General features: G+C 46.1%; 20 protein-coding genes. 15 read left to right on the forward strand and 5 right to left on the reverse strand.

What is annotated here, in order from left to right; translation table 11 throughout:
• The 7 genes from ACQEXT_RS12255 to purF form a co-directional block, all read left to right on the forward strand.
• Window positions 1-1,596: FimV/HubP family polar landmark protein (locus tag ACQEXT_RS12255; RefSeq protein WP_426952265.1), on the forward strand; the 1,596-nt coding region annotated here is incomplete at its 5' end.
• Window positions 1,597-1,693: 97 nt separating this feature from the next.
• A complete protein-coding gene (truA, locus tag ACQEXT_RS12260) occupies window positions 1,694-2,488 on the forward strand; it encodes a tRNA pseudouridine(38-40) synthase TruA (RefSeq protein WP_331427545.1) in 795 nt (264 codons plus the stop codon).
• Window positions 2,489-2,663: 175 nt separating this feature from the next.
• Window positions 2,664-3,590, forward strand: coding sequence for an acetyl-CoA carboxylase, carboxyltransferase subunit beta (accD, locus tag ACQEXT_RS12265; protein ID WP_138973769.1), 927 nt, complete (start codon window positions 2,664-2,666; stop codon window positions 3,588-3,590).
• Window positions 3,591-3,634: 44 nt separating this feature from the next.
• Window positions 3,635-4,900 (forward strand): bifunctional tetrahydrofolate synthase/dihydrofolate synthase, encoded by a 1,266-nt coding sequence (folC, locus tag ACQEXT_RS12270; protein ID WP_426952266.1) that lies wholly within the window; start codon window positions 3,635-3,637, stop codon window positions 4,898-4,900.
• Window positions 4,901-5,440: an SPOR domain-containing protein gene (locus ACQEXT_RS12275; protein ID WP_138973771.1), complete on the forward strand. Its 540-nt coding sequence runs from the start codon at window positions 4,901-4,903 to the stop codon at window positions 5,438-5,440. It abuts the gene before it with no gap.
• A 63-nt stretch (window positions 5,441-5,503) separates the two neighbouring features.
• Window positions 5,504-5,995, forward strand: a complete 492-nt coding sequence (locus ACQEXT_RS12280) for a CvpA family protein (RefSeq protein ID WP_138973772.1) — start codon at window positions 5,504-5,506, stop codon at window positions 5,993-5,995.
• Between the two features lie 35 nt (window positions 5,996-6,030).
• Window positions 6,031-7,545, forward strand: coding sequence for an amidophosphoribosyltransferase (gene purF / locus ACQEXT_RS12285; protein ID WP_331416403.1), 1,515 nt, complete (start codon window positions 6,031-6,033; stop codon window positions 7,543-7,545).
• Window positions 7,546-7,674: 129 nt separating this feature from the next.
• On the opposite strand, the gene znuB is transcribed toward purF, so the two are convergent.
• Both znuB and znuC read right to left on the reverse strand, forming a co-directional pair.
• Window positions 7,675-8,460 carry a zinc ABC transporter permease subunit ZnuB gene (gene znuB, locus ACQEXT_RS12290; RefSeq protein WP_138973774.1) on the reverse strand — a complete coding sequence of 262 codons (786 nt, stop codon included), beginning with the start codon at window positions 8,458-8,460 and terminating at the stop codon, window positions 7,675-7,677.
• Window positions 8,453-9,238, reverse strand: coding sequence for a zinc ABC transporter ATP-binding protein ZnuC (gene znuC / locus ACQEXT_RS12295; protein ID WP_426952267.1), 786 nt, complete (start codon window positions 9,236-9,238; stop codon window positions 8,453-8,455). The genes znuB and znuC overlap by 8 nt, the downstream gene beginning before the upstream one ends.
• Window positions 9,239-9,319: 81 nt before the next feature.
• Between znuC and znuA the strand changes: the two genes are divergently transcribed.
• The 5 genes from znuA (at window position 9,320) to ACQEXT_RS12320 (ending at window position 16,962) form a co-directional block, all read left to right on the forward strand.
• Entirely contained in the window at window positions 9,320-10,198 is an 879-nt protein-coding gene (znuA, locus tag ACQEXT_RS12300; RefSeq protein ID WP_426952268.1) for a zinc ABC transporter substrate-binding protein ZnuA, read from the forward strand.
• 205 nt (window positions 10,199-10,403) lie between these two features.
• Window positions 10,404-13,718, forward strand: a complete 3,315-nt coding sequence (locus ACQEXT_RS12305; protein WP_426952269.1) for a helix-turn-helix domain-containing protein — start codon at window positions 10,404-10,406, stop codon at window positions 13,716-13,718.
• A gap of 513 nt (window positions 13,719-14,231) precedes the next feature.
• On the forward strand, window positions 14,232-14,459 hold the full coding sequence (locus ACQEXT_RS12310; RefSeq protein WP_269377836.1) for a FeoA family protein: 228 nt from the start codon (window positions 14,232-14,234) through the stop codon (window positions 14,457-14,459).
• Window positions 14,459-16,735 carry a Fe(2+) transporter permease subunit FeoB gene (feoB, locus tag ACQEXT_RS12315; protein WP_426952333.1) on the forward strand — a complete coding sequence of 759 codons (2,277 nt, stop codon included), beginning with the start codon at window positions 14,459-14,461 and terminating at the stop codon, window positions 16,733-16,735. Before ACQEXT_RS12310 ends, feoB begins: the two co-directional genes overlap by 1 nt.
• Window positions 16,732-16,962: a FeoC-like transcriptional regulator gene (locus ACQEXT_RS12320; RefSeq protein ID WP_138973778.1), complete on the forward strand. Its 231-nt coding sequence runs from the start codon at window positions 16,732-16,734 to the stop codon at window positions 16,960-16,962. Before feoB ends, ACQEXT_RS12320 begins: the two co-directional genes overlap by 4 nt.
• Before the next feature lie 70 nt (window positions 16,963-17,032).
• Here ACQEXT_RS12320 and ACQEXT_RS12325 read toward each other — a convergent pair whose 3' ends face one another.
• Both ACQEXT_RS12325 and argS read right to left on the reverse strand, forming a co-directional pair.
• Window positions 17,033-17,461 carry an HIT family protein gene (locus ACQEXT_RS12325; protein ID WP_426952270.1) on the reverse strand — a complete coding sequence of 143 codons (429 nt, stop codon included), beginning with the start codon at window positions 17,459-17,461 and terminating at the stop codon, window positions 17,033-17,035.
• 125 nt (window positions 17,462-17,586) lie between these two features.
• Complete coding sequence (gene argS / locus ACQEXT_RS12330; protein WP_426952271.1) at window positions 17,587-19,320, reverse strand: arginine--tRNA ligase; 1,734 nt, start codon at window positions 19,318-19,320, stop codon at window positions 17,587-17,589.
• A gap of 245 nt (window positions 19,321-19,565) precedes the next feature.
• On the opposite strand from argS, the gene ACQEXT_RS12335 reads away from it, so the two are divergent.
• Complete coding sequence (locus tag ACQEXT_RS12335) at window positions 19,566-20,165, forward strand: VOC family protein (RefSeq protein ID WP_138973781.1); 600 nt, start codon at window positions 19,566-19,568, stop codon at window positions 20,163-20,165.
• Here ACQEXT_RS12335 and ACQEXT_RS12340 read toward each other — a convergent pair.
• Entirely contained in the window at window positions 20,157-22,931 is a 2,775-nt protein-coding gene (locus ACQEXT_RS12340) for an insulinase family protein (protein WP_426952272.1), read from the reverse strand. The two genes, ACQEXT_RS12335 and ACQEXT_RS12340, sit on opposite strands and share 9 nt — an antisense overlap.
• Window positions 22,932-23,243: 312 nt before the next feature.
• On the opposite strand from ACQEXT_RS12340, the gene sixA reads away from it, so the two are divergent.
• A complete protein-coding gene (gene sixA, locus ACQEXT_RS12345; protein WP_426952273.1) occupies window positions 23,244-23,708 on the forward strand; it encodes a phosphohistidine phosphatase SixA in 465 nt (154 codons plus the stop codon).
• Between the two features lie 190 nt (window positions 23,709-23,898).
• Entirely contained in the window at window positions 23,899-25,992 is a 2,094-nt protein-coding gene (gene flhA, locus ACQEXT_RS12350) for a flagellar biosynthesis protein FlhA (protein ID WP_426952274.1), read from the forward strand.
• Window positions 25,993-25,996 lie beyond the last annotated feature (4 nt).

Raw genomic sequence — 25,996 nt, forward strand, 5'->3', positions numbered from 1 at the left:
CTTGAGCTGCCGGAATACAGTGAAGAAGACGCATTAGCGGATGCAGAACTTGAACCTGCACAACAGCTCACAGAGCCTCAAGCAGAAGATGAAGCGTTTGAGTTGGATGACCTAGACTTGCCAGAGTTTGGTGAGGAAGAGGCATTGGCTGATGGGGCAGAAGCCCCAGCTCTCGAACCTGAAGCGCTTGTTGCTGAGTCAGTTGAAGAGCCGTCGCTGGAAGAGCCAGCCATGGTGTTCGATGAGCTTGAGCTGCCGGAATACAGTGAAGAAGACGCATTAGCGGATGCAGAGCTTGAACCTGTACAAGAGCTTGCAGAGCCACAAGCAGAAGATGAAACGTTCGAGTTGGATGACCTAGATTTACCAGAGTTTGGTGAGGAAGAGGCATTAGCGGACTCAGAACTTGCATCAGAGAAGCTTTATCAATCACCACAAGTGGATGATGAAAACATCGAACTGGACGACTTTGAATTGCCAGAATTTGGCGAGGAAGAAGCGTTAGCTGAGATGAGTGAATCGCACGGTCTGGCAAGCGAAGAACAACTTCAACAGCCTGCTGAAGAGCAAGAGATTGATTCCCTTGAGCGACCAGAATTCGGTGAAGAACAAGCCATTGCTGATGTTGAACTCGAATCGGAAAGTGTTCATCAAGCTCCGCAAGTAGATGATGAAAACATTGATCTGGATGATTTCGATTTACCTCAGTTTGGAGAGGAAGAAGCGCTTGCTGCACTGAATGTGTCGGAAGCACCAGTGAGTGAACCGCCATTTGAAGAGCCTGTTGGCGAGCAAGCGATTGAGTTTGATGCACTTGATTTGCCTGAGTATGGTGAAGAAGAGGCGTTAGCGGATCTGGATTCATCGGCTGAAGATCTCTCAGAGCAGCATGATGACTTTGCACTTGAACCCGTTGAACTGCCAGATCTCGAAGAAATACCAGCAGAAAGCGCTGCACGTGTTGATGCACAGGATATGGCACATCAGCAGTTCGATGAAAAAGCCTTTGATGAGCTGCTGGCGGAAGATGATCAGCCACACGGTGGATTCTCATTTGACAAGCCGATTGATGCGGTGACTTCTGACAGTGCAGGCATGGATATCGACGCGATGCTTGAAATTGGTGAAGACTGGAATGGTTTTAGTCTTTCTCCAGAGCAGCAGGCTACGATTTCGGACGAAATCCCTGATGATGAAAAAGATATCTGGTCTGTCGACAATACCCTTGAGCAGGCACTGGACGAGGATTGGGAAGATCAACCAGACCTTGACGAGTTTAATCCTCAGGAGCATACATTCCGCACCATCGACGAATTGATGGCGGAAGTCGAGTCAGAAGAGCAGCAAGAGATCGATGACGAACTCAAACTTGATGTTGGTCTACATGATTTTCCTGATGTTATTGGTGATATCGGCGATCACACTGATGTTGATGCGAACTCCGAGGCCGCGGGTAAACTCGATTTAGCCAAAATCTACATCGAAATGAGTGATTCACAGGGCGCAATTAAATTGCTTGAAGAAGCAATAGTTGACGGCAGTGATGAAATTCGACGTGAAGCGAAGAGTTTGATTGATGCGATAAACAATCGCTAATTGGTGAAATGACTAAGGGGGCAGTTTAGCCCCCTTATTTTTTGGTATATACTTCCCGCCCCATTCTTAGGTCAATCAATCCTGTGAGAACATCCCGATGAGAATTGCTTTAGGCATCGAATACAATGGTACTCAATACTATGGCTGGCAACGCCAAAGAGAAGTGAATAGTGTTCAAGAGAAGTTAGAACACGCATTAAGTATCGTTGCTAACCATCCAATTGAAGTCCAGTGTGCAGGACGGACCGATGCAGGTGTTCATGGGACAGGTCAAGTTGTCCATTTTGATACAACCGCAACACGTAAAATGGTGGCTTGGACAATGGGAGCCAACGCTAACTTACCCGATGATATCGCAGTACGTTGGGCTAAAGAGGTACCGGACGAGTTTCATGCCCGTTTTTCCGCTACAGCACGCCGCTACCGCTATATCATTTTCAACAGCGCACTGCGTCCGGGTATATTGTCTTCGGGTGTGAGCCACTATCACGGTGAGCTTGATGAAAAGAAGATGCATCAAGCCGCACAGTATCTGTTAGGCGAAAACGACTTTACCTCCTTTAGAGCGACACATTGCCAATCTCGCAGCCCATGGCGAAACATGATGCACATTAATGTGTCGCGTCATGGTCAGTATGTTGTTATTGACATCAAAGCGAACGCATTTGTTCATCATATGGTGCGCAATATCACTGGTAGTTTGATTTGTGTTGGTCGAGGAGAGCAGGAGCCGCAGTGGATCGAGTGGTTGCTTGCAGCCAAGGATCGCAAGTTGGCGGGAGCGACGGCGAAAGCGGAAGGCCTGTACCTCGTTGACGTTGATTACCCTGATGGGTTTGAATTACCAAGAGTGCCGATTGGGCCACTATTTTTGCCTGATAATCTGAACTAATTCGTGATAAATTGTCGAATGAATCAGGTCTTTAGTGTGTGAGAAATTGAGTCAGGAAATAGGTACAACCAGTTTTTTGTCTACACTTGGCATTTAATATGCTTTAATCCTCACGCGTAAATTCAGAATTTGTATCCTTCGCATTGAGCGCAGGAGTAGAGAGAAAAGGTCTTCCATGAGTTGGCTTGAAAAGATTTTAGAAAAAAGCAACATTGTTAGTTCACGTAAAGCGTCTATTCCTGAAGGGGTTTGGACCAAATGTACTTCATGTGAGCAGGTGCTTTACCACGCTGAACTAGAGCGTAACCTAGAAGTATGTCCGAAATGTGATCATCACATGCGTATGAGAGCACGTCGTCGCCTTGAAACATTCCTAGACGAAAATAATCGTGTAGAGATTGCTGACGAGCTTGAGCCGCAAGATAAACTGAAGTTCAAAGACTCGAAAAAGTATAAAGATCGCATTTCAGCAGCTCAGAAGAGCAGCGGTGAGAAAGACGCGCTGGTTGTAATGAAAGGCGAACTATTAGGTCAGCCTATCGTAGCTTGTGCATTTGACTTCTCATTCATGGGCGGTTCAATGGGTTCAGTGGTTGGTGCTCGTTTTGTTCGTGCAGCTGAAGCGGCAATGGAGAACAACTGTGGTTTAGTTTGTTTTTCTGCCAGTGGCGGCGCGCGCATGCAAGAGGCATTAATGTCTCTAATGCAAATGGCGAAAACCAGTGCTGCGCTAGAGCGTCTGTCAGCGAAAGGTCTTCCATTCGTATCGGTAATGACTGACCCAACTATGGGTGGCGTTTCGGCAAGTTTAGCGATGCTTGGTGATATCAATATTGGTGAGCCAAAAGCATTGATCGGTTTTGCTGGCCGTCGAGTTATTGAGCAAACGGTACGTGAAGACCTACCAGAAGGTTTCCAGCGTAGTGAGTTCCTGCTTGATCACGGTGCAATTGATATGATCGTTGATCGCCGCGAAATGCGTCAGCGTATCGGTGGCTTAATGGCGAAGATGAACAATAAACCATCACCATTGGTGGTTTCTGTTAACGATTCACCAAATGAAGCTGCTTATTCTGTACCAGAAGCGGACGAAAAAGGGTAAAGTAACTCACTAACAAGCAACCACAATTTATTGGTTAAAGTTAGATGAGTCTAAGCCAAATTCCTCAAGCCACATCTCCACTATCGATGTGGCTTGATTATTTATCAAACATTCACACCTCTGCGATCGACCTCGGTCTGGACCGTGTCCAAACTGTTGCCAAAGCAGCAAATCTTACCAAACCTGCACCGACCGTGATTACGGTTGCCGGAACTAACGGCAAGGGATCAACCTGCGCATTGATGGAAGCGATTCTATTAGATGCGGGTTATTCTGTTGGCGTGTATAGCTCTCCACATCTTATTCGTTACAACGAACGCGTTCGTATCAATGGTCAGGATCTATCCGATGAAAAACATGCTCAAGCATTTGATTTCATCGAGAAGCAGCGTGGTGAAGTGAGCTTAAGCCTATTTGAGTATGGGACGCTTGCAGCTTTGCGTCTGTTCCAAACTGAGAAAGTCGATATTGTGTTACTTGAAGTTGGGCTAGGCGGGCGTTTAGACGCCACCAACGTGGTTGATCATGATGTATCGATTATCACCAGCTTGGCCATTGACCATGTAGATTGGCTGGGTGACGACATCAATGTTATCGGTTACGAAAAAGCAGGCATCTATCGCAGCGGAAAGCCCGCTATCTGTGGGCAACCAAAAGCACCTGCCACCGTTGCAGCGCATGCAGATGATATCGGCGCTGAGTTGTATCAGGTTGGGATTCAGTACGACTACCAGTTGACGGATCTAAACACATGGCGCTGGGTACATGGCTCTTATCAGTTAGATGATCTACCAGTACCGGGTTTACCACTACAAAACGCCGCTACAGCACTAATGGCACTTGCAACAGCAAACCTTGAGCTGAGTGATGTAAACATCGTCAATGGTCTGCAAAACGCTCAATTGCCTGGTCGAATGCAAATTCTAAGTGATGAGCCAACCATACTGCTTGATGTAGCGCATAACCCGCATTCGGCACAATATCTCGTTTCTCGTGTTGCAGAGCAATATCAGAATAAGACGATTCACACTGTGGTAGCGATGCTGCATGATAAGGATATTAAAGCGACTCTAGAAGCGTTGATGCCGGTTGCCTCTTATTGGTACCCTGCGTCACTGACGGGGCCTCGTGCTGCTTCGGCGCAGGAGCTATGCCAGTACCTACCAAAGGGGATTGCCTATTTTGATGCGCCAGTTGCAGCATTTGAATCTGCACTGACAAAAGCAAAGGCGCAAGATGTCATCCTAGTTGTGGGCTCTTTCCATACGGTTGGAGAAGTCCTCGAGCATTGGCAGAACAAAGGAGAATAAATGGCAAGCAAGTTTCAAAATCGTCTAGTCGGTACCATCATCTTAGTCGCTGTTGGTGTCATCGTTTTGCCGGATGTACTAGACGGCAAGAAAACCCATTACAAGGAAGAGATAGCAAGTATTCCTCTCAAGCCCGAGTTGGATAGTGAGCTTGAAAGCTTCGAAATCCTTGATCCTGTTGATGATTCGCAAAGCCTTCCTCAAACCCCTGTCGAGGTCGTCGAAACGGGCTCTGATGGTGTCGCTGAAGATAAGCCATTACCCGTTGTCGTGAAAGAAATACCTGAGCGCAATGAGTATCAAGATACGGCATGGATTGTTCAACTTATGGCGCTCAAAAATGCCGACAATGCGAACAACTTGGTTAAGGACCTACAGAAGCGAGGCTACCAAGCGCATACTAAGCCGGAAAATGGTTTTACACGAATTATTATCGGCCCAGATGTGTCTAAGAGTAAATTGGAGCGTCAGATCCTAGAACTGGAAAAAATTACCGGTTCAAAAGGTCAATTGCTCAAATTTAAACCGCTAAACCCATAAGAAAACGTTTGCGTCAGCGTTTTTTCTGTTAAAATGCGCGCGAACTTAAGATGTAAGTACAGAATGAATCCGTTAGATATTGTCATTTTAGGTGTGGTCGGCCTGTCGGCTTTGATCAGTTTAGTGCGTGGTTTCGCTAAAGAAGCACTCTCATTGGTTATTTGGTTTGGCGCTTTTTTTATCGCCAGTCAGTATTACGCCAAGTTGGCGGTGTACTTCACCAATATTCAAGATGAGATGATTCGAAATGGAGCCGCAATCGCAGCCTTGTTTATTGCTACGCTAGTGGTTGGTGCAATCGTTAACTATGTGATTGCTCAGCTAGTGCAGAAAACAGGGTTGTCGGGTACAGACAGAGTGTTAGGTGTCGTTTTTGGCGGTCTACGTGGCGTTCTGATTGTGTCAGCAGCACTATTTTTTATGGATGCGTTTACATCGTTTCCAGACTCTGAGTGGTGGAAAGGATCTCAATTGGTGCCGGAATTTAGCCGCGTCATTGCCCCTTTCTTTGAACACTTGCAAGCAACGTCTAGTTTCTTATCTGGCGCGGTATAACGCGCCAGCCATTGTCGAAAATCGAGGGTTAAGACATGTGTGGTATTGTTGGAATCGTGGGCACTACGCCTGTAAACCAGTCTATCTATGATGCATTGACGGTATTGCAGCACCGTGGCCAAGATGCCGCGGGTATTTGTACCATAGAAAGCAATCGTTTTCGTCTGCGTAAGGCGAACGGTTTAGTTAAGGATGTGTTTGAAGCCAAACATATGCAAAGACTGCAAGGTAGCGTGGGTATTGGCCATGTTCGTTATCCAACGGCGGGTAGTTCGAGCGCGTCAGAAGCACAGCCTTTCTACGTGAATTCGCCATTTGGTATCACTCTGGCACACAATGGTAACTTGACCAATGCAGCAGAAATACGTGAGAAATTGTTTGAGAAAGATCGTCGTCATGTGAACACGACTTCCGACTCAGAAGTGTTGCTCAACGTGCTTGCACACGAGATTGATACCGTAAAAGGAAATGTTGCAGCGGAAGATGTGTTCCGTGCAGTGACCAATGTGCACCGTGCTATTCGTGGTGCGTACGCGGTAACAGCAATGATTATCGGTCATGGTATGGTGGCATTTCGTGATCCAAACGGCATTCGCCCTCTATGCCTTGGAAAACGTGAAATCGGTGGTAGTACAGAATACATGGTTGCCTCTGAGTCAGTGGCGTTGGATGCGGTTGGGTTTGACTTCATCCGCGATATCGCACCGGGTGAAGCAATCTATGTTACTTTCGATGGTCAACTTCATACTAAGCAATGTGCTGACAACCCAGTCCTTAACCCATGTATTTTTGAATTTGTTTACTTTGCTCGACCAGATTCGTTTATCGATAAAATCTCGGTATATAGCGCGCGCGTTGAAATGGGTAAGAAATTGGGTGAGCGTATCCGCGATGAATACAGCCATCTGGATATTGATGTGGTTATCCCTATCCCAGAAACTTCTTGTGATATCGCGCTGCAAATCGCACAAGCGATCGACATTCCTTACCGCCAAGGCTTTGTGAAGAACCGTTACGTCGGCCGTACCTTTATCATGCCTGGTCAACAGCAGCGTAAGAAATCTGTGCGTCGTAAGCTCAACGCAATCCGCTCAGAATTTAAAGATAAGAATGTATTGCTGGTTGATGACTCTATCGTACGTGGTACCACATCAGAGCAGATTATCGAGATGGCGCGTGATTCCGGTGCGAAGAAAGTCTTTATGGTTTCAGCTGCACCAGAAATCCGTTTCCCGAATGTTTACGGCATCGATATGCCGAGTGCAAGCGAACTCATCGCACATGGTCGTGACAACGATTCAATCTGTAAACAGATTGGTGCTGATGAACTGATTTTCCAAACACTGGAGGATCTTGTCGCAGCAGTTGGTATGGGTAACAGCGACATCGCTAAGTTTGAAACGTCAGTATTTAATGGTGAATACGTGACGGGTGATATCGATCAGAACTACCTTGATTTCCTTGAATCACTGCGTGGTGATGATGCAAAGACTCAGCGTGAGATTCAGCTAGATTTAGCGAACCTAGAACTGCATAACGAAGGCGCTTAAGAGGGCGCTACGCCCTAAGGGAGAGCTTGCATGTTGCGTAAGCAACTCAAGTTTTCTCGTTCTTTACTCAAAATAAAAAGGGTTGGCGCCAAGCGCCAACCCTTTTTATTTCTTGAATGCTTCAAGCGTTTAACTTCTCACGCGCATTAGTTGGCTTAACATAAACATCGCGGTAGCGCTGATCACGACAGAAGGGCCTGCTGGAGTGTCGTAGTGCCATGATAGAGTTAGACCAAGTAAAACAGCAATAGAGCCAATCAGTGATGCGAACAAGGCCATCTGTTCTGGTGCTTTGGCAAATCGACGAGCCGTCGCCGCTGGGATGATCAACAGTGAAGTCATGATCAGGGCGCCAACAAACTTCATACCAATTGCGATCACTAAACCGACCATTAACATCAGAATCAAACGCATTAGATCGACGTTGTGTCCCTCGACAGCGGCAAGGTCCTCATTGACGGTGGTTGAGAGTAACGAGCGCCAGAAAAAGCCCAATACAGTAGCAACGACGATAACGCCGAGATAAATATATGCGAGGTCTTGCGCTGTTACCGCTAACAGATCACCAAAGAGATAGCTCATTAAATCAATTCGGACGTTATCCAAGAAACTTACAGCAACCAGACCAAGTGATAACGAACTGTGGGCGAGAATGCCCAGCAAAGTGTCAGTAGCGACTTGCTGTTGACGCTGAAGTGTTACCAACAGGATTGCCAAGGCAAGGCAGCAAACCGTTAAGGCTAAGTAGAGATTGACGTCCAGTAAAAAGCCCAAGGCAAGCCCCATCAAGGAGGCGTGAGCGAGCGTGTCACCGAAATAAGCCATGCGACGCCAAACAACAAATGAACCTAGCGGGCCTGCGATCGCAGCGATCCCTAAGCCTGCAAGTATGGAAGGTAGCAAAAACTCAATCATGATGATGGCCGTGTGTATGATGGGAACATTGAGCGCCTTCACCGGCTACGGGTTGACCTGCTAAGTCATGATGATGGTGGTCATGCTGATGGTGATAGAACGCAAGAGATTGTTGCTGGGTATGTCCAAACAGCGCAATATAGCTTGGGTGCTGAGCGATGTCTGCGGGTGCGCCAGAACAGCAAATATGATGATGTAAACAGATAACATCATCGGTTTTTGCCATGACTAGGTGCAGGTCATGGGAGACCATAAACACGGCACAGTTAAAGCGGTGGCGAATAGTATCGATCAAATCATACAAATCGATCTGACCCTGAACATCAACACCTTGGGCTGGTTCGTCGAGAACCAACAAATCAGGTCTTTGTAGCAATGCTCGCGCAAGCAAGACGCGTTGATTCTCTCCGCCAGACAACGAATGCATATTACTCTTCGCCAAATGCTCAGCGCCGACTAATTTAAGGGCATCATTGAGCTCTTGTCGGCTGTACTTGCCAGCCAAACGCAGAAAACGTTCTACGGTAAGTGGCAGGGTGTCATTGAGTTTAAGTTTTTGTGGTACGTAGCCAATTTTGATTCCCTTGGCTTTGGATAAAGTACCGCTATATCGGCGCTGTAGTCCGAGTAAGACTTTTACCAGTGTCGACTTTCCCGCGCCATTAGGTCCGATAAGTGTAGTGATTTCGCCTCTGTTGAGGCGTAGACTTACCTTGTCGAGGACGGTTCGGTCTTCGAATTGAACGCAGATATCAGTAAGTTCGACCAATGTCGGCATGAATGGAACTCATTTGCAATTGTTTATTGTTATAATGTAACATTTGTCATTCCTTTAAACCAGTCTGTAATCTCGCTAGCTATGAAACGTTTTCTAATCGCCTGTACACTTTGGTTTGCAAGCCACTCTGTGGCTAACGCAACACAAGTGTTAACTAGTATTAAACCCATTCAACTGATTGCCATTGAAATCATGCAAAATACCTCATCTCCAGAGGTTATCTTGGCGTCTAATACTTCACCACATGACTATGCTCTGCGTCCGTCAGACGTGAAGCGCATTCGCAATGCTGATGTGATTATTTGGTTCGGAAAGGATCTAGAACCCTTTCTGAGTAAGGTGGTAGAAGGGCAGAGCAATGTCCTCACACTGAGCAAAATTGAAGGTCTAGAACTGAGAGAATATCAAGGTGATCATCATGATCATGATGGTCACGACCACGGCAGTCATGACCCCCATTTTTGGCTGGGTTATAAACCCACGATGCAAGTGGCAAAGGCTATGGCGGATATGTTAGCAGGGATGGATGCTGCTAACGCTCAAGTCTACGCTGATAATCTAAAAGTATTTGAAGACAAACTGGCTGCTCAGCAGCAAGCGATCGCAAAGCAACTTACTCCTATCAAACAGGATGGGTATTTTGTTTTCCACGATGCCTATGGTTACTTTGAACAAGATTTTGGTCTCAATCAGTTGGGTTTTTTTACGGTCAGCCCTGATCGCAAGCCGGGCGCCAAAACGTTGATCTCAATTCGTAAAGCATTAGCCAGTGAGCAGGCGAAATGTGTATTTTCTGAACCTCAGTTCACACCCGCAGTGGTAGAGTCTGTGACCAGAGGCAGCAACGCAAAAGTAGGTGTCCTTGATCCCATTGGCAGCGATGTTCAAGCCGTTTCTGGTGGCTACTTTGTCTTAAAACAGAACTTGGCGGATAGCTTCAGCCACTGCTTGCAGCGTTAACTTTATCGAAAGCCAAAGAGAGCGATTCTCTTTGGCTTGATTGGCATCTGTGAACTGATTGGAAAAGTCACGAGTTTTTTGCCATACGCGCTTGTTAATCTTGATAAATTTCCGATAATTATTGGCACAAAATAAATCAAAGTTCATGCCTTGTGCTGAACGTCCAATGTTAGCCTATTGATTCTTGCTGCTAGGGATAAGCCAATTGAATAAACTCTCGTCGATACTGTTGCTACTACTGCTGTTTTCGGGAGTTTCGCTAGCATCCAATTTCTCTCCCACGGTTTTCTATCCGTTGCCTATGCAGACTCAGGGAAAAGTGTTTGCGGCGAAACAGCTATTCACAGCTCACGGCGGAGGGATATGGCTGCAAGATGTGCGAAATCAAATCTTATTTTTTGATGGTCAGGCGATTACCCCTGAGATGGGCTCAGCACTTGACGAGGATACCGAGCAGGTCGCTTTCGTTGACAATGCCTTCTGGACATTTTTTCAGAATGAAATCTATCGCACCGTACCCAATCGAGAAAAAGAGCTGGTTTTCAGCTTAACCCCAGGAACCGAAATACTTCGAATTGGTGCCACAAAACGCTACATCTGGTTAGCTGATGAGAGCCACTTTTACACCTACCATGTTGATAGCGGTGAGTTTCAAACCTTTTCGTTGATGCAGTTGTACCAATACAACCAGTCAGCGAAAATCACGATTAACGATGCGGCGTTTATTAAGTCTCGTTGGGTGATTGCGACCAATGCGGGGGTTTACTTGTCGAATGGAGACGTTTACGAACACATATCAAGCTCTGCTAGCCATTACGTAGAGAAGCTGCACTATTCAGAAGTACGCGATGAGCTGGTGATCGGCTCGCTAGACGGCATTTTGATTTTTGATCCTGACCAGCCCCAGCAGCCGATCCAGCGGATTGCAGGGAATCACGTATTAAGTATCGCAGAGACGGCGCAAGAGTACTGGATAGGTACCGAAAAAGGGCTGTTTGTCTATGACTTTGTAACAGGTGAAATTCGTCGTTTTGAGCAGGGAGTGTGGGCAGGAAATGGGTTAGCGGGGGAAAAAATTTATTCTCTTCTTAATGACAATGCTGGTGGTATTTGGATTGCGACTGATAGGGGAGTCCGTTATTTCTCCCAATTTTCGGACAATTTTGAGCGTTACCCACACCAATATCTGTCGTTCAGTGACAGCAAAGAAAAGGTAACCAAGCTCCTGCGCAGTAAGAGCCGTGATGGTTACTGGATGTTAACCAATAAAAACGTCTATCGTGTTGAGCTTTCTAGCGCAGGGACACGCGACCTACTATATCAAGGCGTCGTCTATGATCTCGAAGAGAGAAATGGCGTCTTATGGCTTGCGACGGATAAAGGCATTGTTTGTATCGATGCAGGAAGTGGAGAGGTCATTGTTGACAACTTACCTCCGTTCCTAAAACAAACGAGTGTTCGCTTCATCGAAATGGGTCGAGACAATACCGTTTGGGGAGCAAGCAGCAACCAGTTGTGGAGCTATAACACCGCTAGTGAGCAATTGATCCAGTTTGGTTCTGAGTGGATGATCGAAAAGTTTCTGCCTGCTCAGCTCACACACATTTATGAGACATCTCAAGGTTATCTGAGCCTAGGTACTGAGCATGGCATCTACCTTCTAAAAGATGGTCAGGTTCGTTTTGTTGGGGAAAGTATTCCCTATGGCGAGGTCATTGATGTTGAGCAAGTCGAGGATAATCAATTATGGGTCGCGGGTCGATATGGCCTGTATCGCTTGAACTTATATAAAGAGCAAGTTCAGCCAATTACAATGGTTGATGGCCATGTAACTCCCAAGTGTTTGTTAAAAACCGAGCAAGGTATTTGGCTCACTTCATCGGGCGGGCTATCAAAATACGCGAACAATGGCAGCTTAATGCAGCATTACGGTGAGCCGTTTGGCTTGATCAGCAATGAGTTCCTTCCTGGATTTTGTAGCTACAGCACGGATAGTGAGCGTGTACTTCTGCTTGGCTCACGAACCAGTTTGGTCAAAGTGGACACCAACCAGCTTATCGCCAGTAAGCTGCCGGAAATCCAGGTGGTATTTAGTCAAATCAAGCGCAATCAAAAACTCTATTCGTTGGCGAATACGGAAAGTGCTCCGCTCCAGTTGAGTTACAGTGAGTCGGTGTTTTTTCAATTTGGTGTGATGCCGAGAGCCAATGATGTCACGCTTGAATATCGTCTCAATGATGATTCAGATTGGCAGATGCTCGATGGCAGTACCTTAACCATGGAACATATGATGCCCGGAAGCTATCAGTTGGAGGTAAGGGCATTGCATAACGGCACATTACAAAGTCGCAGTGCCCGCTACCAGTTTACGGTGGAACCACCATGGTTTTTGAGCGTGTATGCCATCGTAGGCTATATAGTGCTCGGCATTTTATTGTTGGCATCAACTGCGTATTGGCGTTCAAGAGTGATGTCAAAAGCAAACCGAGCACTAAAAGCTCAGGTCGCACTCAAAACCAATCAAATGCGCCATCAAAGTCGTATCTTGCTCAGTAACAACCAACAGCTACGTAAGCAGTTGCAGGTAAGAAAACTGATTTTTACTCAATCAGTGAGTACGTTAAAAGATAGACTCGAAGCGCAGGCAAAAAATGACAACAGCGATCCTCGATTGCTTGCTTTCTTGAATAGAGAATTAGAACTGCTGGTCAATGTGCGCTCGACTAATGGACAAGCACTTCCAGTTTATAACCTGACACTTATCGTTGAATCGGTGCTGCGCGGCTGGCAAGACGAGTTGCTAAAGGCGGGAGTTACCGTTCAGATTGAGGCGGATACAGATCTGTACGTTAGCGTCGATACTTTTAATCTTGATGAAATCTTTAACTTGTTGTTCGATGGTATTGTTCAGCGTTGCTACCGAAACCAAACAGTGATGATTCAGTTAATGTTGAGGAAAGGTCAGGTGGCATTTTCTATGCTAGACCAAGGCAAAGCGATAGAGGGCAGTAATACCACTTCAACAATGATGCAGAATATTCACTCTCTGGTCGAAAAGAGTGGCGGTAAGTTGGTTATCCACTCTTCTGAGGAGCGTAATCTGCTTGAAATGACGTGGAGCGCTAGTGAAGCCTTCGCAGAAAACTCAATCGTTACTGACGATGATAGTGACGATGATATCGAATTTCAGGATAACGATCCTTGGTTTGAAAAGGTCATTCTCCTCGTGAGTACCCACTATGCTGATCCTGATTTCAGCACTTCATCCGCAGCTAAAATGCTGTTTTTATCCGAGCGTAGCCTACAGAGACGCTTTAAATCCACTTTAGAAAAAACGTTTACAGAATATCTGACCGAAGTTCGATTGGACAATGCATGCCGTCGCTTACTTGCTGGTGAAAAGGTATCTGATGTCGCTTTTGAATGTGGTTTTAATGACCCTTCTTACTTTAGCCAAAGATTTAAACATCGATTTGGCATGTCTCCAACTCAGTTTATTGAAGAGCAAGAACGCTTTTAAACCATCAGATTAACATTGGTGAAAGTACGAGTAGCTGGTAGTGGTGGAATGCGGGCTAGAAGAAGCCGAAGAAAAAAAATATCGTGGCATAGCCGGGGGACTATACCACGGGTGTCAATGACACCTTCGCTTGCTGCCGGAGTGACGCTTTATGCGTCACCTCTGGAATTCAATGTTGTCTTTGGGATGGCCCCTCGACATGAGTAACTATATCCACTCCGACTTATTTTACTTATAAAATTAACGCCATCTTCCATGATAAAAACGACAGCTTTGTTAAGCTATTGTTTATCAATGTTTTATATGCCGTTCGGTATGTGTGGGAGGAATGATTTAAGTCGTGGCGGTGTAGAAAATGGTGAGTTTTGACGAAATTAACGTTAGGCTTTTTGACGTTTTGAACATCGCTATACTTGAAAACATTGATTTCAGACAAGATCTGTTACATGTATGAGAGATAGTATTGAGATCGGTAATAAAAATATTTCTCATTTATATATAGACGGCCTGTTTATGAAACTCTCACAATTACAACAAGGGCAAAAAGCAACCATCAAAGGTTTTTCTGAGCTTTCCAACGACGTAAGAAAAAAGCTGATGGTTATGGGGTTACTTCCGAATACAGAGATTACCTTAATACGTAAGGCGCCAATGGGTGACCCACTGCAAGTTGAAGTCCGTGGTGTCTCTCTAGCGGTACGCACCAAGATTGCAGACGCAATCGCAGTGGAGGTGGAATGATGGAGTATAAAATTCTAACGGTCGGTAACCCAAATAGCGGAAAAACCACCCTGTTTAATGGATTGACTGGTGCCAAGCAGCAAGTGGGTAACTGGGCAGGTGTAACTGTCGAGAAAAAAACAGGTAAGTATTCCCATTCTAGCGACGATTTTCTTCTCACGGACTTGCCAGGTATATATGCGCTTGATAGTGGTAATGATGGCAACAGTATTGATGAGTCAATTGCGTCTCGCGCGGTTCTAACCCACCCAGCCGACCTGATTATTAACGTCGTTGATGCGACTAGCCTCGAACGTAGTCTGTATATGACATTGCAGCTGCGCGAGTTGGGTCGCCCGATGATTGTTGTGCTAAATAAAATGGATGCGTTAAAGCGTGAACGACAAACGATAGATTTGAAAGCGCTAGAAAAAGTGCTCGGTTGTCCGGTGTTTGCGATTTCTGCCAACAATAAATCACAAGTTCAGTCTCTCAAAGAACGTCTCCACAAAGCGCTCATCCAGGGCGTCGCCCTTGACGAACTTCGCCTTAACTACGGCGAAGCATTTGAAGCGTCCATTGCAAGTCTAGAGTCGATGTTTGCAGACCAACCAGAAGTCTCTGCTCGAGCGTTGGCCATTCGAGCGCTTGAAAACGATCTGTTGGTGCTCAACTCATTACCGCAACTTAGCCGCGAGACCATCGTTGCAGAGCAGCGCAAAGCTGAGCTGGATATCGACTTGTTGGTGGCGGACGTAAAATATACGTTTCTTCATCAGCAATGTCAGAAGGTGCGCCGAAGTGAAGGTAAATTAAGTCATAGCTTCACTGAGCGAGTCGACAAGGTTATTTTGAATAAATGGATCGGCGTTCCTTTCTTCTTTGTTGTTATGTACTTAATGTTCATGTTCTCGATCAACATTGGTAGTGCTTTCATTGATTTCTTTGATATTGGTGTTGGCGCACTACTGGTTGATGGTGGGCATTACTTGCTTGATGATCACTTGCCGGTTTGGTTAGTGACGTTGATTGCTGACGGCGTAGGTGGCGGTGTGCAAACCGTAGCGACCTTTGTCCCAGTGATCGCCTGTCTCTATCTGTTCCTCGCTGTGCTAGAGAGCTCGGGCTACATGTCTCGAGCAGCATTCGTACTTGATAAAGTGATGCAAAAAATAGGTTTGCCGGGTAAGGCATTTGTGCCTTTGGTGCTTGGCTTCGGCTGTAATGTACCGTCTATTATGGCAACCCGTACCCTCGATCAGGAACGTGAGCGTAAGCTAGCGGCTTCAATGGCGCCGTTTATGTCATGTGGTGCTCGTCTGCCCGTATATGCACTTTTTGCCGCGGCATTCTTCCCTGAAAGCGGTCAAAACGTGGTGTTTTCACTATATCTATTAGGTATTGTCGCGGCAGTTATTACCGGACTTGTGCTTAAAAACACCCTCTACCCAGGTTCGAGTGACAGCTTGGTGATGGAAATGCCTGATTACGAATTGCCAACAATACGTAATGTGGTGATTAAAACGTGGCAGAAGTTGAAGCGTTTCGTTATGGGGGCGGGGAAAACCATCGTGGTTGTTGTCACAATTCTAAGCTTCCTAAACTCCGTTGGTACGGATGGAAGCTTCGGCAACCAAGACAGTGAAAATTCGGTGCTATCTACCGTATCAAAAGTAGTCACGCCAGTCTTTGCGCCAATTGGTATCGAACAAGACAACTGGCCTGCAACCGTTGGTATCATTACTGGCATTTTTGCAAAAGAGGCCGTGGTCGGTACGCTGAACAGCCTATATGCGCCAAGTAATGAAGAAGCGGGTGAATACGACTTGATGGCTAGCCTTGAGGAAGCCGTGATGTCGATTCCCGAAAATCTTGCAGGACTGAGCTTCTCAGACCCATTAGGTATTGAAGTTGGCGATTTGTCTGACAGCAATGCAGTTGCAGAAGAACAAGAGGTGGATGTGTCTATCTTTGGTAACTTAAAAGGACACTTTGTGTCCGGTAATGCAGCGTTTGCTTATCTTATCTTTATCCTGCTTTACACTCCATGTGTTGCTGCCATGGGCGCATACGTTCGTGAGTTTGGGGTCAAGTATGCTCGTTTTATTGCTGTTTGGACCATGGGACTTGCTTATGGTAGCGCTGCTCTTTATTACCAAGTGACACACTTTGGCGATCATCCAGTCATGAGCGCAGCATGGATCTCAGCGATTATTTTGGCTGGCTTTGTTACCTACCGAGCGCTAAAAGTTGTGGGTAACAAGCAAGTAGAACAGTTAGAGGCGCAAATTGCATGATACTGGCAGAGTTAAAGCAGTTTATTGATCAGCAGGGCAGTGTCTCCCAACGCGAACTGGCAAAAAAGTTCGGATTAAGTGAAGATGGTGTTGACGCCATGCTATCCGTTTGGATTCGTAAAGGGGTGATTTCTCGCCTTGTTGATACTAACGCCGCGAAGCACGTTATGAGGGTTAGGTATACCAAAGTGGATCCTAATGCGCTCGCTTTGACTGTGACCATGTAGACGACACTGAGTGACAATAAAAAACCGTTCATAGCGAACGGTTTTTTTGTATTCGAAACGATTTGAATGTTTAACCGCGCTGGAACAAGCTACTTAGTGATAATACATTGCCGATGCGTGTTTGCAGCTCTGCTTGCTCTTCTTCGCTGCGGAACTGACCAGAAGTGTTCCCCCAAAGCGGGCCAGGCCAAGCAACATCCTGTTTAAAACGGGCGATATGATGGATATGCAGTTGAGGTACCATGTTTCCCAATGCACCCAAGTTGAGTTTATCCGGCTGAAACGTGGCCTCCAAAGCTTGGCTAACGGCTTGAGATTCTAATAGAAACTGCTGTTGTTCTTGCATCGGGAGGTGATGCAGTTCTTTGAGATTGGCGCGTTTAGGCACCAAAATGACCCAAGGTACGGCATTGTCGCGATGTAAAAGTGCCACACACAGAGGAAAGTGACCAATGACTGTGGTGTCCTTTGCCAGTTGAGGATGAAGTTCGAAGCTCATTGTTGTTGTCCGATATTGTGTTAACGACATCAGTATACGTCAGATAAAACAAAAGGTTGACGCTTTCACGTCAACCTTTCAAATTTATTCGAAACTCGAAACTCGAAACTCGAAACTCGAAACTCTTACATACGTTCTAGAGTTTCGATACCTAGTAGCGATAGACCTTGCTTAATCGTCTTAGCCGTTAATGCGGCTAGCTTGAGACGGCTCTGTTTAACAGATTCGTCTTCAGTGTTAAGAATTGGACATGCCTCGTAGAAACTAGAGAACTGACCCGCTAGTTCGAACAGGTAGCTACACATGATATGTGGTTGACCTTCTCGAGCAACTGACTGCACCGCTTCATCAAACTGGAGGAGTTTCGCGATCAGGGCTTTCTCTTTCTCGTCGGTGACTTTGATTTCGCCGCCTAGGTCATCCATAGAGATGCCTGCTTTAGCGAAGATCGAAGATACACGAGTGTAAGCATATTGCATGTAAGGCGCAGTGTTGCCTTCAAACGCTAGCATGTTGTCCCAGTCAAACACGTAGTCTGTAGTACGGTGCTTAGAAAGATCTGCATACTTAACCGCCGCCATTGCAACAGTCGTAGAAATTTTTTGCTTCTCTTCAGATGCTAGGTCAGGGTTTTTCGATTCAATCAGGTTCGCTGCACGCTCTTCTGCTTCATCAAGGAGGTCAGCAAGGCGAACAGTACCACCTGCACGAGTCTTAAATGGCTTACCATCTTTACCCAGCATCATGCCAAACGCGTGGTGCTCTAGAGTGACCTCTTCAGGTACGTAACCGGCTTTGCGAACGATCGTCCAAGCTTGCATTAGGTGCTGATGCTGACGAGAGTCGATGAAGTAAAGCACGCGGTCCGCACCAAGCTCTTCGTAGCGGTATTTAGCACATGCAATGTCGGTAGTGGTATATAGGAAGCCGCCATCGCGTTTTTGGATGATAACGCCCATTGGGTCGCCATCTTTGTTCTTGTACTCTTCTAGGAATACAACTTGTGCGCCGTCATCTTCGACAGCCAAACCTTTTTCTTTTAGGTCTGCAACGATGCCAGGAAGCATGTCGTTGTACATACTTTCACCCATTACGTCATCACGAGTCAGTGATACGTTTAGGCGGTCGTAGTTACGCTGGTTCTGAATCATTGTGATATCAACCAGTTTCTTCCACATTTCGCCGCAGAATTCATCACCACTTTGTAGTTTAACTACGTAGTTACGAGCCTTAACTGCGAACTCTTCGTCTTCATCGTACAGTTTCTTAGATTCACGGTAGAACGCTTCTAGGTCAGCAAGTTCCATTGACACTTCGCCCGCGTCTTTCTGAACACGCTCAAGGTTAGCGATAAGCATACCGAACTGAGTACCCCAGTCACCGATATGGTTAGCGCGAATAACTTTGTGACCTAGGAATTCTAGTGTACGAACAACAGCATCACCGATGATGGTTGAACGTAGGTGGCCAACGTGCATCTCTTTAGCAACGTTAGGCGCTGAGTAGTCGGCAACAATAGTCTGTTGCGCTTCAGCAGCCACACCAAGACGGCTATCCGCTAGTGCTGCGTCAGCTTGCTTAGCCAGAAAATCTTCGCTTAGGAAAATGTTAATAAAACCAGGACCAGCGATTTCAGTCTTGCTCGCGATACCTTCAAGATCCAGAACATCCAATACTTTCTGTGCAAACTCGCGTGGGTTAGTACCAAGTTTTTTTGCAACGCCCATTACGCCGTTTGCTTGGTAATCACCAAACTGAGGTTTTGCAGATTGGCGAACCGCCGCAGGACTTCCTGCAGGTGCGCCAGCGGCTTCAAGAGCCTGAGATACTTTGTCATTAATAAGTGCTTGGATATTCACACGCGCTTCCTTCAATTCTGGGAATTGGTTGGCTATGCATTCTTAGTTATCCGGATGCTTAACGCACAATCACTGGATAATATCCACTGAGTGGAATGAATGCATATCTCGATCTAGTTCATAAATTTGGCGCACATAATACCAACTTTATTGCTGCGCTTATAGGGAGTGAACTGGGAAATTTTCTACTTTTCCTGACGATCTTGTTAGTATTGGGGGAAAATCAACGCATTGGATACCCCAAAATGTCACAGCAGCTGAAAAACGCGCAATTAATGCCTGCGCAGATGAAACTGAACCTCGAACAATTTATGCATAAAATTCAGAGTTTAAGCGATATCTTGCATATAAATCTTGCGCCTTTCCAAGCGGATCATATCGCGTTACGTATTAACGACCGCGAGTTAGCCGAATTAGCACATCAAGAGTGGCAAAAAGAGGGAAAAGTTATCTCTGAAGCTGAGATTAATGGTCGTCCGATCATCGTGATTCAGTTTGATACACCTGTGAAAGGTTTAGATTGGACGATTGAGTGTTTGGAACTGCCATATCCTGCTGAGGGTAAGACGTATCCTGAGCAGAGCTGGGAACATGTAGAGTTTGTGATTCCGTCACAAGCAACGACAGCGGAAGAGTACTTAGCTGATATTCAGCAACAATTTCCTCAACTAAGTCTTGCTTGGGACAGCCTTGCAGATAAGGGCGTGAAAGTAAAACTCTCAAGCCCGAAAGGCGAGGGGGAGCGCTTAAATAACCCAACAGTAGCATTCAAATATCAAGGGGTGTGCATCAAGTTACACCCGCACTCATTAAAGAGCATTGTTGAGTCTGAACAATCAGCCTAACTCGACATCTTTAGGCCTGAGTTGAAACTCTTCGATCGAACCAATCTCTAGGCCTAAGTCTAGCTTCTCGGACTCATGATGCGCATTACCTTGTGTGTGCATTATGAGCCTATTTGCGGTTCTTGGTTTGAGTTCATTGACCACGAACCGAATCATGTCTGTTCTGGTTAGTCTCTTCAACTCATCAAGGACTAAGTCTCTTTGATTGAATTCAATATCTTTATTGCCAATCGCTACCCATAGTCGCTGAGCGCGACCGCGCAGTGTTGTGTCAGGCATGGCTATCTGGTTCCATAAGCCTCGCTTGCTGCTATGCCATTGATATTCATTGAGTTCTAACAATACCATGTAAAATGCATTGAGGAACTCATCAATGGAACGAATCAGTTCCGCAGGCGCTGCATTGGGTGATTGTACATATAGCGCGATACCTGGATGGCGATTAAGTGGCAGGTTGCCCGTCCCAACCATATATCCTAGCTGCTGCTTCGTGCGAATTTCATGGAAGAAGGTCGCAGACATCAAGTGATTTGCAAGTGAATAAAGTGCAATGCTGCGAGGGCTGGTGTCGTCGCATTGGTAGTAAAGAACGGTGGCTGAATCCTCTTGGTCACAAAACACTTCTCGTTGGAATGAGCCATTCTTGCCTAACATGACCAATGGTCTCAGCGCTTCTTCATACTGCTGATTTTGCACTCTCAAAGCATCTTTTAACGTCGTGCCGAGAGACAAAGCGTCTGCCTTGGTCCAATCCCCATAGACAAACATTTCAACATGCAGCTCAGCCAGAATCGAATCAACGAAACTAGACAGTTCATCGACATTGATGGTTTCCAACGCCTCTACCAGAACAGCATAGGGGGGATTGTTTGGCTGCAAAATGCCAGTTAATGCATTGAACAGTTGCGATATAGGGCGATCTTGAGCCGAATTCAACCAGTTTCTTAAAAGCTGTTGTTTTATGTTGTCAAAGCGAGTTTCGCTAAAGTCCCGTTGAGCGAAGCGACTGAGGATCAATCTCATCAATTCAGGCTGCTTTTGACTAAAACCAGAAATGGTGAGGGTTACGCCACCTTGATGGGCATACATGTTGTAGCCCATACCCGCGATCTCAGCTTGGTATGTGTTGGTTGCTAGGCTATCGAGGAACATCTCGACGCAAAGGCGCGTTTTAACAATGTTACGTGGATTGGCGACCGCATGAGGGCTGTCTATCGCAATGTAGATGACCCCTTTAGGCACACGAAATTCCGTGTCTTGCAGGTGCCAGAGTTTGAATCCGGGTAGCTCTTCCAGCACCTGTGGCGTTTCGTGCGGTGTCTCTAACGGCTTCGGATCTAAATCAAAGCAAATAAATGGGTTTTTATCCGGTAGAGCAAAGCTTAGGCTGCTGTTTTCTCTGAAAAACGCTTTTTGTTCGGCTGAGAGTGGCGTAACACCGTAGGGCGTAAAATACCATTTTGCTCTATTTGGGTAGTCATAACCCTTTGCGACGAGAGTCGCTCGTAAATTTTCAGGCGTAAAATAGTCTAATAGTGAGGTCAGAAGCTCAGGATCATAGTGATTCATCATGAAGTCACCATAGATCACATCCTGCTCACGATAGTGCTGCATGTTTATCACTAAATGGCTGACTAAATCGAGCGGTCGAGTCGGTTCTTGGAAACGGAAGGCGGACTCAAGAACGGCCTGTTTCTCAAGGTAGCGCCACTCTGCCATCCCATGTTCCTTAATCAGTGCAAGGTAACTGAATACCGCTTGGATAATGTCGTCGGTATGATCGAGTCCTTTTGGCGTTAACGCACAACTCACTGAAAACTCGCGATAGTTACTACCACTGGTACCGCCTCCGGCTGATAAAGAGGTAATCCAACCTTGCTCTTTGAGAGCCATCATTAGGCTACCACTGCCTTCGTAACCCAATAAATGAGCGAAATAGGTGAGGGGTTTAGATTGGTAATACTGATCCATGCTTGGCATTGGGAACGTCAGTATGAGTTTGCGTATCTCTTTTATCGGTTCAATGTTAACCAAGATGCCCGTCGAATCCTCTTGGCAATAAGGAGCGGTAATCTCTTTATTGACGAGTTTATGATTCGGAATGGCTGTGAATTTTTCAATACACCAAGATTCGAGTTGGTCGAGACCTTGAGGCCCTGTGATGGCTAGCGTCATCAAATCGGCTGAATACTGCTCGAAATGAAAAGCGACGATCTCATCTCGAATTGATTTGCCCTCTCTATCCCCCAGAGTTTCGAGGTTACCCACCGAAAATTTACTAAAGGGATGCTCGGGATTGACCAGCTCCTTTTGAACTTGATAAAGACGGCGAGAATCGTCATTTAATTTGAGTTTGTACTCTGATTCAACGGCTTGGCGCTCTTTGTCCAAGGCTTCCGGATTAAATAGCGGGGCGGTAAAAAATTGACTGAACCTATCGAGACCGGTTGCAAAGGCATTGGGTGAAACGTCAAAAAAGAAACACGTATGTTCTGTTCCCGTCCAAGCATTGTTGCTGCCGCCATGCTGGTTAATATAACTTTGGAATTCGCCAACTTTCGGGTATTTTTCTGTGCCGAGAAATAGCATGTGTTCGAGATAATGCGCCAACCCTTCTCGTTCGACGGGGTCGTCGAAGTGACCAACATTGACTGCTAATGCCGCTGCGGATTTCTGCGCACTGTTATCGTGGATCAATAATACTCGAATGCCATTAGTCAGAGTTAAGTAACGGTATTGATTGGTATCATTTGGACTAATGTGCACGATACATTCTCCGGAAATTAAGCGATGCTACTATGAGCGATAGGGTAATTATGACTCGGATACCGCTGACTGCAAACTATCTGTTTGAGAAATATGAGCAAAATGAGTGATAGAAATAGAATGATCTGACTTTAAAGAGTGTTAAGAAAGTCAGAGTCTTTCATCTTGGAGTTGATATAATTATTCATAGCTCAACAAACTATCGTGGCTAAGAAACATCGTCACACAATAATAAATCAAGCTGCCATACAAGCAGCCACATAACAATAACCGCATCGATGTGTAATGCGGGGATAGCATTAGGAATAAGCCATGAAAATTTTCATTATGCGTCATGGAGAAGCGGAACATTTTGCTGAAAGTGATGAGCAACGAGAGCTGACGGAGCGCGGCAGAAGTGCATCGCTAGCGGTAGCCCGAGTCTGTGCGGATAAAGGTTGCGCTCACTTTGACCGAGTACTTGTAAGCCCTTACATTAGAGCGCAGCAAACTTGGCAAGAAATCTCAGCTTGCTTCACAACTGATCATGTAGAGACATGCCCTGACATCACCCCTTACGGTGATTCTGAACAGGTAGCCGATTACGTTGCTGCATTGGTTGATCTACACAAATTGGAGAGTGTTCTGATTGTTTCGCACCTTCCTCTCGTTGGTTATCTAACCGCTGAGTTTGTTACGGATATGATTCCGCCAATGTTTCCGACATCGGGTCTCGTGTCTATTGACTACTCGCCACAGAAATTAACTGGCGAGTTGATGTTTAATATCCACCCATAGTTCGTTTGTGGCGTACTTCAGCCCAGTTTTTTTGAATTTGGTCGCTGTGTATGCCTAACGTCTCTTCGCGTCAACCTGGTGGGTGTTTGGTTGCCCATCCCTCAGCCATAAATTTGACAGGATTAATGGACTGGATATTGCATAGTCAAACCAAATTGTTCTTTTTATCCAATATTGTAGCTACCTAACTATGAAGTTTTCCCTGCCGTTTGCTGACAAGCTGCCTTCGATTCCACAACGTGCTATGCCAGCGATTGGTGCACCAGTCATGGTTTTGGCTACGTTGGCGATGGTTATATTGCCAATTCCTGCCTTCCTGCTCGACTTGTTTTTCACCTTCAATATCGCGTTGGCCATGGTGGTACTACTGGTAACGGTTTACACCCGAAGACCGCTCGATTTTGCTGCTTTTCCTACCGTGCTGCTGATTGCAACCCTCTTGAGGCTTGCTCTTAACGTTGCTTCTACCCGTGTTGTTCTACTCTATGGTCACGAGGGTGCTGGCGCCGCAGGTAGCGTCATTGAAGCGTTTGGTAGTGTCGTTATCGGTGGTAACTATGCGGTCGGTTTGGTGGTGTTCCTCATTTTGATGATCATTAACTTTATGGTTGTTACTAAAGGTGCGGGACGTATTTCAGAAGTTAGTGCTCGCTTTACCTTGGACGCGTTACCGGGTAAACAAATGGCAATCGACGCCGATCTTAATGCAGGCCTGATTGACCAAGACCAAGCAAGAACAAGACGTCAGGAAGTCACCAAAGAAGCAGACTTTTATGGTTCGATGGACGGTGCGTCAAAATTTGTTAAAGGTGATGCGATAGCGGGTATCTTGATCTTATTCATCAACATCATCGGCGGTTTGTCGATTGGTATGGTGCAATACGGACTTGGCTTTGGTGAAGCGATAGAAATCTATACGCTACTGACGATCGGTGATGGTTTGGTTGCTCAAATACCGTCGCTATTGCTCTCTATCGGAGCGGCGATTATGGTGACGCGCCAAAATACCGATGAAGACATGGGCCAACAGGTCGTGTTCCAGATGTTCGACAACCCTAAAGCACTAATGATCACCGCTGGTATTCTGGGTGTTATGGGGATTGTACCGGGAATGCCGCACTTTGCTTTCCTGTTATTGGCATCGTTGGCTGCGGGCGGCGCATACTGGATTAATTACAAGCAGAAACGCGCTGCGGAAAAAACATCACTTCCAACCACGACCGAACAAGATTCGCCAACGCCTAAGGAACTGTCATGGGATGATGTTCAGCCCGTCGATATTGTTGGGCTTGAAGTTGGCTATCGTTTGATCCCGCTTGTTGACCGAGACCAAGGTGGTGAGCTGTTAGAACGAGTGAAAGGGGTAAGAAAAAAACTCTCTCAAGATTTTGGTTTCTTAATCCCAGCAGTACATATTCGTGACAACCTTGAGCTGACACCGAACAGCTATCGAATTACCCTTATGGGTGTCGCGGTAGGTGAAGCAGAAATCAGACCGGATATGGAACTGGCAATCAACCCAGGTCAAGTCTATGGAATGATTGACGGAGAGCCGACGATTGACCCAGCGTTCGGCCTCGAAGCGGTTTGGATTCGTGAAGAGCAACGAGAGCATGCACAGGCGCTCGGATATACCGTTGTCGATTCGTCAACCGTACTGGCGACTCACTTGAGTCAACTGCTCACCAACAATGCATCTCAGCTCATTGGTCACGAAGAAGTGCAGAATCTTCTCGAAATGCTCGGACGCAGCACGCCTAAGCTGGTGGAGAGTTTTGTACCAGACCAGCTTCAATTGGGTGTTGTCGTAAAAGTGCTGCAAAATCTACTCAATGAGGCGGTACCGATCAGGGACATCCGAACCATAGTTCAAACCTTGTCCGAATACTCCAGTAAGAGTCAAGAACCTGACATCCTGACCGCCGCTGTTCGTATTGCACTTAAGCGACTAATTGTTCAGGAAATCAATGGTATAGAGCCTGAGTTGCCCGTGATTACCCTTATTCCTGAGCTGGAACAAATCTTGCATCAGACCATGCAGGCGTCTGGAGGAGAATCCGCAGGAATTGAACCAGGTCTCGCAGAACGACTACAATCTTCTTTAAGTCATGCAACACAAGAGCAAGAACTTAAAGGCGAGCCAGCAGTCCTTCTGACATCAGGTGTACTACGCTCTACATTAGCCAAATTTGTCAAAAACACGATTCCTTCGTTAAGAGTACTCTCTTATCAAGAAATCCCTGACGAGAAACAAATTCGCATTGTTCAAGCTGTCGGCAACTAGTTCT

It is taken from the genome of Vibrio sp. TRT 29B02, from assembly GCF_050113655.1.
Taxonomy (GTDB): Bacteria; Pseudomonadota; Gammaproteobacteria; order Enterobacterales; family Vibrionaceae; genus Vibrio.